Origin of the sequence: Acinetobacter sp. YH12098, assembly GCF_013419235.1 — a bacterium.
Taxonomy (GTDB): Bacteria; Pseudomonadota; Gammaproteobacteria; order Pseudomonadales; family Moraxellaceae; genus Acinetobacter; species Acinetobacter amyesii.
This window is the reverse complement of sequence record NZ_VPAO01000026.1, coordinates 43,462-56,764: the sequence shown is the minus strand read 5'-3', so window position 1 is coordinate 56,764 and position 13,303 is coordinate 43,462. Positions and strand designations below refer to the sequence as shown.

Annotated in this window: 14 protein-coding genes and 1 pseudogene; 7 read left to right on the top strand and 8 right to left on the bottom strand. The window is 39.8% G+C overall.

Annotated features, from left to right (window positions below):
* Positions 1-125: 125 nt before the first annotated feature.
* Positions 126-935 (top strand): annotated as a pseudogene (locus FTU38_RS10265) (LLM class flavin-dependent oxidoreductase); the annotation flags it as partial.
* Positions 936-973: 38 nt separating this feature from the next.
* Here FTU38_RS10265 and FTU38_RS10260 read toward each other — a convergent pair.
* Positions 974-1,192, bottom strand: coding sequence for a transposase (locus FTU38_RS10260; RefSeq protein WP_111883736.1), 219 nt, complete (start codon positions 1,190-1,192; stop codon positions 974-976).
* A 329-nt stretch (positions 1,193-1,521) separates the two neighbouring features.
* A complete protein-coding gene (gene hpaI, locus FTU38_RS10255; protein WP_180065075.1) occupies positions 1,522-2,316 on the bottom strand; it encodes a 4-hydroxy-2-oxoheptanedioate aldolase in 795 nt (264 codons plus the stop codon).
* Between the two features lie 252 nt (positions 2,317-2,568).
* Between hpaI and nfsB the strand changes: the two genes are divergently transcribed.
* The gene (gene nfsB, locus FTU38_RS10250) at positions 2,569-3,222 is read left to right on the top strand and encodes an oxygen-insensitive NAD(P)H nitroreductase (protein WP_180111099.1); all 654 of its coding nucleotides are present in this window, start codon (positions 2,569-2,571) and stop codon (positions 3,220-3,222) included.
* 115 nt (positions 3,223-3,337) lie between these two features.
* Positions 3,338-3,571, top strand: coding sequence for a hypothetical protein (locus FTU38_RS10245; protein WP_078188692.1), 234 nt, complete (start codon positions 3,338-3,340; stop codon positions 3,569-3,571).
* Positions 3,572-3,909: 338 nt separating this feature from the next.
* Here FTU38_RS10245 and FTU38_RS10240 read toward each other — a convergent pair whose 3' ends face one another.
* The 4 genes from FTU38_RS10240 to FTU38_RS10225 form a co-directional block, all read right to left on the bottom strand.
* Positions 3,910-4,764 (bottom strand): EamA family transporter, encoded by an 855-nt coding sequence (locus FTU38_RS10240; RefSeq protein ID WP_168379676.1) that lies wholly within the window; start codon positions 4,762-4,764, stop codon positions 3,910-3,912.
* A gap of 111 nt (positions 4,765-4,875) precedes the next feature.
* Positions 4,876-5,913: a class II fructose-bisphosphate aldolase gene (gene fba, locus FTU38_RS10235; RefSeq protein ID WP_078188695.1), complete on the bottom strand. Its 1,038-nt coding sequence runs from the start codon at positions 5,911-5,913 to the stop codon at positions 4,876-4,878.
* A 121-nt stretch (positions 5,914-6,034) separates the two neighbouring features.
* Entirely contained in the window at positions 6,035-6,310 is a 276-nt protein-coding gene (locus tag FTU38_RS10230) for a hypothetical protein (RefSeq protein WP_180111098.1), read from the bottom strand.
* A 151-nt stretch (positions 6,311-6,461) separates the two neighbouring features.
* Complete coding sequence (locus FTU38_RS10225; RefSeq protein WP_180111097.1) at positions 6,462-7,649, bottom strand: phosphoglycerate kinase; 1,188 nt, start codon at positions 7,647-7,649, stop codon at positions 6,462-6,464.
* Positions 7,650-7,789: 140 nt separating this feature from the next.
* Between FTU38_RS10225 and FTU38_RS10220 the strand changes: the two genes are divergently transcribed.
* The 4 genes from FTU38_RS10220 (at position 7,790) to FTU38_RS10205 (ending at position 10,681) form a co-directional block, all read left to right on the top strand.
* Positions 7,790-8,173: a DUF2237 family protein gene (locus FTU38_RS10220; protein ID WP_180111096.1), complete on the top strand. Its 384-nt coding sequence runs from the start codon at positions 7,790-7,792 to the stop codon at positions 8,171-8,173.
* Positions 8,173-8,766, top strand: a complete 594-nt coding sequence (locus FTU38_RS10215; RefSeq protein ID WP_180004636.1) for a nucleoside triphosphate pyrophosphatase — start codon at positions 8,173-8,175, stop codon at positions 8,764-8,766. Before FTU38_RS10220 ends, FTU38_RS10215 begins: the two co-directional genes overlap by 1 nt.
* A gap of 106 nt (positions 8,767-8,872) precedes the next feature.
* Positions 8,873-9,418 (top strand): hypothetical protein, encoded by a 546-nt coding sequence (locus FTU38_RS10210; protein WP_180111095.1) that lies wholly within the window; start codon positions 8,873-8,875, stop codon positions 9,416-9,418.
* Positions 9,419-9,514: 96 nt separating this feature from the next.
* Positions 9,515-10,681, top strand: a complete 1,167-nt coding sequence (locus tag FTU38_RS10205; protein ID WP_180111094.1) for a cupin domain-containing protein — start codon at positions 9,515-9,517, stop codon at positions 10,679-10,681.
* Positions 10,682-10,731: 50 nt separating this feature from the next.
* Here the strand turns inward: FTU38_RS10205 and FTU38_RS10200 are convergent, their stop codons facing one another.
* Entirely contained in the window at positions 10,732-11,427 is a 696-nt protein-coding gene (locus FTU38_RS10200) for a hypothetical protein (protein WP_180111093.1), read from the bottom strand.
* Between the two features lie 23 nt (positions 11,428-11,450).
* Positions 11,451-13,286 carry an ATP-binding protein gene (locus FTU38_RS10195; RefSeq protein WP_257225705.1) on the bottom strand — a complete coding sequence of 612 codons (1,836 nt, stop codon included), beginning with the start codon at positions 13,284-13,286 and terminating at the stop codon, positions 11,451-11,453.
* Positions 13,287-13,303: the final 17 nt, after the last annotated feature.

Below are 13,303 nucleotides of genomic sequence, written 5' to 3'. Positions count from 1 at the left end.
GTTAAAATGCTGTGCTGCTTTTCGCACAGACATTTCATCTCGAATCATAATTTCTATGACTTTGTCTTTAAAATCTTTTGAATATCCCATATCTCTATTGTTCTATAGTTTTTAGGATTTGGCTATACTTTACTGTTACTGGCATTCATATTTGCGAACCTTCACCCCAGCGTACACCGGTTTTATATCAAGCTGGCGCTTCAGCACGCGGACAACAGTTTGCTAGTCAAAATGCGGAATGTGTTTTCATCTCGGCACCGACTCAAATTGCAGTAAAAAAACTGGCCGATGGTATTCGGCATAATTTAGTGAAAGAAGGCAAAGATCCGAATTCTGTTCTGATCTATACCATGCTGGCCATAGTGGTTGATGAGACCGATGAAAAAGCCCAAGCAAAATTCTGTGAATATCAGCAATATGGCAGCTATGATGGTGGTTTGACGCTTGCTTCGGGCTGGTCAGGTGTCGACTTTTCGCAGTTTAAACCAACAGATCAAGTGGAATACATTCAAACCGATGCCATTCAATCTATGCTGCAATCTTATGTAGAGGCAGATCCTGATAAAATTTGGACGATTGAGGAAATTGCAAAATGGACCAGTGTCGGCGGTAACGGACCTGTTATTGTCGGCTCTCCAGCAACCGTGGCAGACCGTTTACAGGAGTGGATTGAGTACACTGGTATCGATGGCTTTAACTTAGCCTACATATTGGCGCATAAGAGTTTTGAAGATATTGTGGAATACGTGGTACCAGAATTACAACGTCGTGGTGTATATCAAACAGAATATGCTGACGGAACCTTGCGTGAAAAACTCTTCGGCCAAGGCGCGAAATTGCCCGACAACCACCGTGCGGCGCAATACGATATAAAAATCACGCTCAAGTTGCGAACAAGCATCAACACCTTGAAATGGCTTAAGCCGCTTTTTTAGGCAAAAAAAAACAGCAGATGATCTGCTGTTTTTTGCTTTCAGGCTAAGCGATATAGCTGGTTTGGGCCAGTATAGAAGCTTTTACCATCTAGATTCAGGTTAAATGTCTCGCCTGTTTCTAATTCAATCATTTGCCCAACATCAACCCAAATTAAACCAGCATTGGTATTTTGTTGACGTTTCAAAGGCACCAGTTTTACATTAATTTCGTCGCCATTTACGGCTTTGGCAGTTTGCCAAGTATTTAAAATATTCAAAAGATTTACTCAACATGTGAGCTTTTTGTGACAGAACAAAGAGATTAATCAATCGGGTTTGGAATAATAATTCTGTAGTTACAAAGATATGATTCAAGTCAGAAGCTTGAATACAGATAAATCACAATCAGCTAAATAAAAAAAGATAAGCAGGAACATTACCCGCTTCGAGTTAAGCAGAAGTATACAATATTGCGCTTTGATTAGCAAAAGTAGGGCTTATATATACTCTAAGCCACTACTTTTGCTAAAATTATTGAATTAATTTTTTTAACCAACGAGTAAATTAATTACCCACACAGTAAATAATATAACCAAGGCTGTACCACTTAGTAACCACCTTCTGTTTTCATTACTTGGGTATCGGTTTTATACTTCGATAAAAGCTCTCGTAACGAATTCATGAGCACACTGGTATCGACACCCACGGCAACAAATTCTGTGCCTAACTCGATATATTTCTGAGTCACATCATGTTGTGTCGACAAAATACCTGCGGCTTTACCCGCCTTACGTATGCGCTGAATCGCATCAATCACGGTTTTTTGTACTTCAGGATGGTTCGGATTCCCTTGATAACCCATGGTCGCCGACAAATCCACTGCACCAATAAACACCCCATCGATGCCATCAATTTTCAGTATTTCATCTAAGTTTTTAATCCCTTCAACCGACTCAATCTGAATCAGTAAACAGATATTTTCATGTGCATTTTCATAATAGTCAGGAATACTGTTCCAACGTGTTGCACGAGCTAAAGCTGCACCAACACCTCGAATACCTTCAGGTGGATAACGTACTGCCTTAACCATAAGTTGAGCTTGTTCAACAGTTTCGACCATAGGGATGAGCAAGGTTTGCGCACCGATATCCAAGAGTTGTTTAATCAGTTGCACACTCCCAATTGGAGGTCGAACTACGGCTTGCGAAGGATATGCTGCAATACTTTGCAATTGCGACAATGTCGTCCGCAAGTCACTTGGCGCATGCTCACCATCAATTAGCAACCAGTCATAACCTGCATTTGCAGCTATTTCAGTCCCATAAGCATCGGCTAAACCGACCCACAAACCAATCTGCTGTTCGGTTTTTAATTTTTTCTTGAAATGATTGGTGTAATCCATCGCTGCTGTCTCATGCTTAAACTATGATTAACTACAATTAATTAAACGCCTTTTGGCAAAAACTACCAATAGCATTTATCTATCTTATGATTTTATATAACTCTAATTCGCACTTCATACAGCTTAAATCTGTTAATTTTTAGCCAATGTGTACAGCATATACGACTAAGATCTATCTTTGGAAAATTTTCTCCTTAGACCATTCGGCCGTTTATCCGCTAAACTACAGCAAACTATATCTGGAGATATTCGATGGATCTGTTAAACGTATCAAAACAACGCTATACCACGAAAGCTTATGATCCTGCTAAAAAAATTCCGCAGGAACAATTTGAGCGTTTATTACAAATACTCCGTTTAGCACCATCTTCTATTAATATTCAGCCTTGGCATTTTTTTATTGCAGATAATAATGCAGCCAAACAACGCATTGCTAAAGCCTTAGTAGGAAAATATGCCTACAATGCCCCAAAAGTTTTAGATTCATCACATACGATTTTATTCTGTACTAAAGCAGACATCACTGCAGAGCATTTAGATAATCTTTTAAATCAGGATGATCGTAGTGGTCGCTTTAAAGATGACAAAGCCAAACAAGGTCAAAAAGACAGCCGTACAGGTTATGTCGATTATTATCGTAATGTAAAAGGTGATATTCAACGTTGGGCTGAAAACCAAACATTTATTGCTTTAGGTCAAATGCTTTTGGCAGCAGGCATTGAAGGTGTGGATGCAACTCCGATTGGTGGATTTGACGAAGCGATCATCTCTGAAGAATTGGGCTTAGTTGAACAAAACTTGATTCCTTCTGTACTGATGACTTTAGGCTATCGCAGTGAAAATGATTTCAATGCGAAATTACCTAAATCACGTCTAAATGCTGAAGAAATTTTTACACATCTTTAAGCTTTCCATAAAACCGACGAAAGGGGCAATTTTGCCTCTTTTTTGTCATTTCGGGACTTATTATTTAAACAATTATCGAGTATATTCTGCTCAAAATATACTCAGGTCTCTCCCTATGCCTACAGCTATAAAATTACCCATGAAATTTCATTGCGAAGCGTGCAATACGGTTTATTTACAAAAATATGCGGGCGATATGCTCCATAGCTATCCAAACTGCCCAAACTGTAAACAACCGGGTCAGTTACAAGGCACGATTGAAACTCAAGATTTCCTAAAACACCCCGTTGCAGTGGGTAAATGTTATTTTGAAAACACCTTACAACGTTTTCAACAACTCACACGTTAACTAAGCATCTAAAACTAAAAGCCCTCAAATCGAGGGCTTTTTTAATAACGACATATTTAGCAACAATGTGAAAATATAATATTTATAAATTGGTCTGAACTTTGCTGAATAATTTGAATCAGAACAACAAATCAAGCAGAGGTGGGACATGTCATATTTACTACAAATGCCGATGAAGTTTGAATGCGGTCATTGCCATCAAATGTATCTGCATACTTATCAATATACTGATCATCACTGCCCTGAGTGTCCAACCTGTCGAGATCAAGGACTGCTCATGGGCGTGGCTGAGTGGGATGATTTGCTACAACACCCGATCGTTTTTGCTAAAAATTATCTTAGACAGACATGGCATATGCTAAGCAAACCACACTCATGATCCCTGCAATCAAACCAAATACGGTTGCGACTCTCAATTTTTCTTTAAAGATGATGAGGCCCGCAACCACACCTAAAACCACGACCAAAATATTCATTCCAGCAAACACGATTGCAGGTGTGTCTTTAAGCAACATGTGGGCTTTCACATACAGTGCGATATTAGCAAAGTTTAAGAGACCTAAGCCCAATCCAGCGAGGATATTTTTGGTCTGCCCCAAACTGCCGTGTTGTACGATGTTATAAATACTCGAAAGTATAAATGCACAAATAAACACCAAATTTAAAGTCACTGCAAACTGCATGCCCAAACCTGAAGCAAATTTTAATAACACATCAATCAGTGCATAGCCTGCCCAAACGCTCAATAAAAATAAAATCCCCTGCTTTCCATCAATGCTTCCCTTACGCTGTGAAAATAAAATCAGCAACACCGCTAGTACACCAAGTGCAATACCAATGAGCTTAATGGCATTAAAATATTCACTGAAAATAAAATATGCTGCGCTAAGAGATAGCACAACAGATAAGCGCTGAGCTAATTCGGTTTTTAAAATACCCGCCGTTTGCAGTGAGCGTGCTAAGCAATAAAAAATCGTCGGCAGTAATACACCCAAAGCCGCAATTAAAACCCACGGTGTTTTATTGATCGATATATGAGCTAGATCCGGCTTAAACCATAGAAAACATAAAATACTCGCAGATGCATAATTCCATGTGATCATTTGTGCAGGGTTAAAACCACGATCACGACAGAGTTTTAGAATTACTGAAACGAGAACACTGCAAATCGCGGCAGCAAAGATCAATTCCATGACACGCTCTTATTCTTGAGTTGTATTTAAAGCAATTTTTCTAAGTTCAAATCAAAGAAAAGCCCACTTAATTGTGGGCTTTTCTTCAAAAATAATCTATCTCAAGACAAATTATTTATAGTGACTCACCATTTTCTCTAAAGAAATTGGACGAATCTTGTCAGCATTACCCGCTGTACCAAATGCTTCATAACGATCGATACAAATTTGTTTCATTGCATCAACAGTTGCAGAGAAGAATTTACGTGGGTCAAATTCAGCTGGTTTCTCAGCCATCATACGGCGCATAGCACCTGTAGATGCAAGACGTAAGTCAGTATCGATGTTAATTTTACGAACACCGTGTTTGATTGCGTCTACAAGTTGCTCTACTGGAACACCGTAAGTTTCGCCGATGTTACCACCGAATTCATTAATTACAGCCAACCATTCTTGTGGCACAGAGCTTGAACCGTGCATTACAAGATGCGTATTTGGTAACGCAGCGTGAATTTCTTTAATACGGTCAATCGCTAAGATGTCACCTGTAGGTGGACGAGTAAATTTGTACGCACCGTGTGAAGTACCCACTGCAATTGCAAGTGCGTCAACATTGGTATCTGCGACAAATGAACGCGCTTCTTCAACTGAAGTTAAAAGCTGAGAATGGTCAAGTACGCCTTCAGCGCCTACACCATCTTCTTCACCAGCCATACCAGTTTCAAGGCTACCTAAACAACCGATTTCGCCTTCTACTGAAACGCCACACGCATGTGCCATTTGAACAGTACGACGAGTTACGTCTACGTTGTATTCGTATGAAGTTGGTGTTTTACCGTCTTCACCTAATGAACCGTCCATCATCACTGATGAGAAGCCAAGTTGAATAGAACGTTGACATACGTCAGGGCTAGTACCATGGTCTTGGTGCATAACCACAGGAATATGTGGCCATTCTTCGATTGCTGCCAAAATCAAATGACGCAAGAACGGAGCGCCTGCATACTTACGTGCACCCGCAGATGCTTGTACGATTACAGGTGAATTTGTTGCATCTGCTGCAAGCATAATTGCACGCATTTGTTCTAAGTTGTTTACGTTGAATGCTGGTACGCCGTAAGCATGTTCGCCGGCGTGATCCAAGAGCTGGCGCAATGAAATAAGAGCCATAATATCCTCCCAGGTAATGCCGCATATTCTACATGCTCAATCATTTCAATTCAGCAACAAATAACACTATTTAAAAAAAATCCCTGCATTTGCAGGGACTTTTTAAATAAAGACAACAATCTTAGTGGGCTGCTGCTGCTGAAGCGGCTGTTTCAGTGTCAGCTGTTGCTTCGTCTGCAGGTGCATTTGCAATCTCAGCAGGAACATCTTGGTTCTTTTCATCCAATACTGGTTTATCAAGTTCATCAATGGCTTTTTGTTGTTCTGGCGTTGTTTGAGCATTATCTACGGCAACAGCAGATGCTTCTGATTCCGTTGGTGCAGACTCTTTTTTAGCACAAGCTGTCAAAGTTAATGGAGCAATTAAAAGTACAGCAAGTGCAAGTTTTAAGTTCATCGTTGTTTCCTACTACTGCGAATTAGGTGTTGCGATGAATTTTATTGCAGAAATATTGCACTTTGATGACGGCAAAATGAATGGTCCATAAAAAAAGGCTGACCAAAGCCAACCTTTTTTAATACTGTATTATCTTATTGATAATGCTTCATTAAGCACGTTCAAGAAGCACAGCTACAGCAGGAAGTGTTTTACCTTCGACGAATTCAAGGAAGGCACCACCACCAGTCGAGATGTAACCAATTTTGTCTGCAACTTCATATTTATCAATTGCAGCAAGCGTATCACCACCACCCGCGATCGAGAAGCCTTCAGATTCTGCAATCGCTAAAGACAATGCTTTTGTGCCTTCGCCGAATTGATCAACTTCAAACACACCTACTGGGCCATTCCATAGAATAGTTTTTGAAGTTTTCAAAATCTCAGCAAATGCTTTGGCAGTTTCAGGACCTACATCCAAAATCATGTCGTTATCTGTTACATCTTCAACTTTTTTCACAACAGCTTTAGCAGCAGCTAATGAACCGAGGAAGTCTGCAAAATCAATTTCAGCAGCATCAGCAACAACCACATCTGTTGGAAGTGGTACAGATACTTTTGCAGCAATGGCTTTTGCTGTGTCGATCAAGTCATTTTCACAAAGTGATTTACCAACATTGAAGCCTGCAGCAGCTAAGAATGTATTGGCAATACCACCACCCACGATCAATTGATCACAGATGCCAGATAGTGAAGTTAATACATCTAATTTAGTAGAAACTTTTGAGCCTGCAACAATCGCAACCATTGGTTTTGCAGGAGTTTTAAGTGCACGGCCTAGTGCATCAAGCTCAGCAGCAAGTAAAGGACCTGCAGCAGCCACTTTTGCACAACGTGCTACGCCTTCAGTCGATGCTTCTGCACGGTGAGCCGTACCAAATGCATCCATTACGTAAACATCACAAAGTGCTGCGTATTTAGCAGATAATTCAGGATTGTTTTTCTTTTCACCCACGTTGAAACGGCAGTTTTCAAGTAAAACCACTTGACCTGGCGCAACGTCAACACCGTCCAAATAGTCAGTGATCAGTTGAACGTCCTGACCCAACGCCTCTGTTAAATAAGCAGCTACAGGTGCTAGAGACTGTTCTGCTTTAGGCTCACCTTCAACAGGACGACCTAAGTGTGAATACACCATTACAGCAGCACCTTTTTCTACAGCTGCTTTAATTGTTGGCAACGCCGCACGTAAACGTGCATCGCTTGTAATCACGCCATTTTTAACTGGTACGTTAAGATCTTCACGGATCAGAACACGTTTACCCGCCAAATCAAGGTCAGTCATACGCTGAAAGTTCATGCATTACTCTCTTTTATTGATATCAAAACGCGACGATTTTAAATGATTATGCAGAAAAACGTTAGCTTCTTTTGCAGAAAAGCTATGTAGAGCCAAAGTTTTGTTATGATAGCGAAAAGCCTTATAAAGATTCAGCGCTTATGTCGATTCATCCAGACCCAAATATTAATCGTTTAAATGTTTTAGGCGAACCCTTGGCAAGCTGTTGTTTTGATCCGATTACCGGATATTTTAGAAATGGCTTTTGCCATACAGCAACAACAGACCTTGGTCAGCATACGATGTGTGCACAAATGACAACTGAATTTTTAAACTTTTCCCAAAAAGTTGGCAATGACCTAATCACACCTTTACCCGAAGTTGGTTTTCCAGGATTACAACCTGGTGACTTCTGGTGTATCTGTGTGACTCGCTGGGTGGAAGCGTATCAAGAAGGATTTGCCCCACCTATTAAAATACAAGCGTGTCACCAAGCGGCGCTGTCTTATGTACCGCTTGATGTACTTATGGAATATGCAGTGTAATGAGTACTCCCAAAATCATTTTGGCTTCGAGCAGCCAAACCCGTAAAGACCTGATGGACCGTTTACGGATTGATTATCACTCAATCGTACCAGATATAGACGAAACACCTCGCGGTGAGAACCACGCCGATGAGTTAGCGAAGCGACTGGCATTTGAAAAAGCTTCAGCGATTGCAAACCAACACCCAGACGCGATTGTGATTGGTTCTGACCAAGTCGCATGGCGCGAAGGCGCACCAGATATTTTTATCGGTAAACCGCTTTGCGATGAAAAAGCCATCAAGCAGCTTCAAGCCAATTCTGACAAAATCGTTTATTTCAGTACTGCACTCAGTGTCCAACAAAAATCGATAGGTTTTGAACAAACCCTTGTCGAGCACTATAAAGTGAAATTTCGCAAACTAAGCTTGCCTGAAATTGAACGTTATGTTCAGGTTGAACAACCGTTACACTGCGCTGGCAGTTTTAAATGTGAAAGTTTAGGGATTAGCTTATTTGAAGAAATGATCGGGCAAGACCAAACTACACTCATGGGTATGCCGATGATTAAACTCTGCAATATTTTGCGTGAGCTTAAGATCTTAGTCCCATAATTTTAAAATTATTATCTGTTACAGCATAATAAACACATCATTAGCTCTTTATGGGCTAATGATTAAAAAGTCACTTACTTATTTATTACAACCAAGAACTGAAAACATGAAAACGTTTAATTTAATTTCATCTAGCCTCATTAGCATTAGCCTTCTATTTTGTTCGACAAACGGTCATACCAATACAGTGAATCAAACTGTGACCAACTCTCAGCAATACAATAAAAACTTAGTCAATGAATGGGTTCAATATAAATTTATCTTTGCTGAATTAGAACAACAAGGCGCTGCAATGCAGGAGCAAATCATTCAACAGCTAGGGACTAAAACCAAAACCGGTGGTAGTAGCACGCCAGAACAACAAATCAATAAACTGGTTGCTCTAGGCAAACAAAAATTTGAAAGCATTCAACCACAAACAGTTGAAGTGAAAAAACTTCTAAAACTACAAACCGAAAATGTTGAAATGATGGCAAAAGTCATGCCGAATCATTTCAAATTAATGTCTGACAAAGAAAATACTAAAATTGACACCAATGCACATTTTGAGCAATTCATGAAATTTTCAGCGACAACGGCTGCTGCCAATAGCTATGATTTGGAGGTTGAAAAATTAGTCATGCAATATCTCAAAGACAATCCTTTAAGATAGTCTCAAGTTAATCGAAATAATTTAATGAAATAGAGCCTTGCTAAAAACAGGAATCTCAAGGGACAATATATCCATTGAAATTGTATGTATTTAGCTATGGCTCATTCTCTTGACATCCTCGGCGGTATCAGCGCTGAACAATTCCTTGCCGAATATTGGCAGAAAAAACCATTATTGGTTCGTAATGCACTCCCTGAAATTGCCCATATACTAGAACCCAAAGACATTCTTGAATTGGCTTTAGAAGATAACGTCACTGCACGTCTCATCAAACAAAAAGATCGTGATCCTAACCAATGGACAGTAAAATCTTCTCCACTACTTAAAGCTGATTTTCAAAAAATGCCGAAACTGTGGACTTTATTGGTTCAAGCTGTCGATCATTATTCTTTTGACCTAGCCGAGCTTTGGAAGCAGTTTTCATTTATTCCCCAATGGCGTCGTGATGACATCATGGTGTCGTATGCACAAAAAGGTGGCTCTGTCGGACAACATTTTGATTTTTACGATGTATTCCTCGTACAAGGCTATGGTCACCGCCGTTGGCAATTGGGTCAGATGTGTGATGCAGATACAGCATTTGTCGAAGGTCAACCACTTCGCTTACTGCCAGAAATGGACGTTCATTTTGATGAAGTGCTTGCTCCCGGCGACTTACTTTATGTGCCACCAGGCCTATCACACTATGGCGTAGCTGAAGATGAATGTCTGACCTATTCATTTGGCTTCCGCATGCCAAATGTCACTGAAATGATGGATCGAGTGACAGATAAATTCACAGACAATCCTCTACTTAAAAATCCATTAACTGATATTTTACGTGACCAAATCAGTGCGATTGGCCAAGTGACTGAAAATGAACTTGAGTATTTAAAAGAAAAATTATTTGAACAATTGCAAAATTCAACCGTACTTGAAGATGCAATCATGAGCTTAATGTCAGAACCTAAATATCCTGACAATATTCCTGAAGCAGAAGAAATCGGCACTGGTGATTTAGAGGAAGCTCTAGATCAAGGCTATCAACTCATGTTAGAACCTGCTTCACGCTTACTTTACACAGAGCAAGATGGTGATATTTTGTTTTGGGCAAATGGCGAAGGAGTCTGTATCTCAGACGAGTTTGCAGTGCATTTAAAAAACATTGCCGATGGTCAAAGTCTAGCGTTAGATGAGTCTTTATATGATGCTGATATCTTAGAAGATATTGCCATGCTGTTAAATGAATCTGTACTCATGCTCGTCCCAATAGAAGCAGAATAAAATCAAAATAAAGGGAGCGTCATGCTCCCTTTTTCTACTACTAGATATCATTATTTTCGCTTTCTACGATTTAAAAAATTTTCGACTTGATCAGCTTTTTTCTCCACGATTACACGATAAACCCATACAATCAATAACACCAATCCAATAAACCAAAGATAGCGCATTACACCGTATTGACCACCTTTGCCTTGCCAAATTTGTAATTCAATACTTTGAAACTCTACATTCCTTGACTCTAACAAACTCAGTTGACTAATCATACTATTTGGGTCGTTGGCAGCATTGACTGAAAAAGGCGCACCGTCCATAACAAAAATAAATTCTTGTCCTGCATCCAATGTTTCTAATCGTTCAATCTGATCAATACCTGCATCCATTTGCATAAGATTGCTTGAGGTTTGTTGAATAGCGGCATTGTAGTTATCAATTTGAAATTTTACAGATACCTCACCACTGGTCATTGCCCTACCTTTGACCAACAAGACTGCACGATATGGGTTTTGATTGGATGTCGCCGTGTAATCCACTGCAAAATTTTTAGTGTTTAATGTATTTGTATCGCTTTGACTTTCACTGAGTAATTGCTGAATTTCTTCGGTACTTAACACCGCATGCTGGAACAAAATCTGCCCATACTCACCTGGTTTAGGCGCATGATCCTGCGAACCACAAGCTGCTATAAAAGTGACACAGCAGAACAATGCAATGCGCTTTAGATGACTTAATATCGAATTGATCATCATTTTTATTATTTCAACATATTATTTTATGCAGCTGATTTTAAATTAATTTCTGTATGAATAATCGTACAGCCTTGCTGAGAATGAATTTTGAAATTTCCGCCTATACGCTCCACACGCATTTTCATGCTTCTCATACCGATACTCATGCCATGATTTGAAACACTCTCAACATCAAAACCGACGCCATCATCTTCAATAGTTAATAACAATGCGCCATTTTCGAACTGTGACAGCGTGACATTGACATGATTTGCTTGGCTATGTTTCACAATATTGGTTAGGCTTTCTTCAATCACTCGTATTAAAGTCAGACACTGAATTGCCGTTGGTTTGATCGCCCACTGCGAAGGAATACACCATTTGGCATTCATTTCCACTTCATCCATCAACTGACTAAAGCGATGTCGAACAGGTGCGATCCAGAGCAAAGGTGAATCTGGCACTTTACTGTCTAAAGAAGATCCACTATCAATAATTTGCCTTAAATCATCGCGCAATAATTTCAACATCGACAAGAACTGTCTGTTTGGAATATTACTTTCACACTGATCAACCAAGATCATCGAGCGCACAATGGATGCGCCCAGACCATCATGCAGATCATGTGATAATTTAATCCGTTCCTGTAAGCGTACATTACTCAGTTCAAGCTGATGTTTATCATTCAAGCTACTGCATAATTCATCACTGACTTTCTGAACTTCAAATGCCAAATCATCATTATATTTTTCAATTTTCTGTATATTCCGATTGAGTCTCGCCCCCAAGATCACCACGATAAATAAGGTAATAATCGGTGAGGTAAATGGAGATAACGGTGTAAAACCATGTTTTGGAAAGAGGGCCAGTACTGTGATGTCTGCAATGACTATCACAATAATCGCAGTCAAACAAAGTGCTAATAAAGTATAATCCCTTCTTCTTTCTTTAAAACTAATCCAGCAAAGATAAATGTAAGTGATAAAAAAGAGGCTGCAATATAATAAGAAAATGAGGCTCGAAATTTCCGCATTTTGTTCAAATGGCCAAATACACACTACACCAATCAGAGATGCTGTCAGCATGGTAAATGACAGCTCAATGCGAGGAAATTTACGCCCAAGAAAGCGCAAAATATAGATGCTAAAACACTGAAAGTACAGCATTGCAAAAATCAGATTGGCTTTGGTGGAAAATATTGAATCTGGGTACGGAAAGGTTTCAGTGGTCAGTGCATTACTGAGAAATAAAATCCACAACACCGTTGAAAGCGCAAACCAGCCAAAACTAGTATCCCGACGTCGCATCAACCAAATAATGAAGCAAATTAGACCCAAGACCCCAGAAAGAAAAATATTTAATTGTAATATAGTTCGACGAGTCCAAGTGGCTTCTTCGGCCTGCTCTATTGTTGCCATGACATTGTTAAATTTCACCGGACCCAAGCCAGCATTTAGACTCGAGTAGCCATAAACATAGATCAAGGTTTCATTATGATCATGCTTGATTCCACTTATCGGTAAAATCCAATAGCGTGCAACATTCCAACTTTTAGAGACCGGTTCTTGAAGATTTTTATTGGTCCACAGCAAGTCGCCATTCAGAAAGACTGAACCCGTATTAATAATGTAATCAACATATAGTGCGATGGGTTCTGCCAAACGCGCATTTTTACAGTACCAAGACCAGTCTAATTTATACCAAGCACCACCTTGATAACCCTCCCAGTCTTTATCTTCTTTCCAACGGTCAGGTAATTGCGTGGTTTTCCATCCAGTTCTGGGTAATTCTTGATTGGATGGTGTCTTCACCCGTGAAATGCTATTCACAGTTACATTACATTGATCATTTACAGGGAAAACTTGCTCTGCATGACTCAAGCTCCCCCATACTAAAC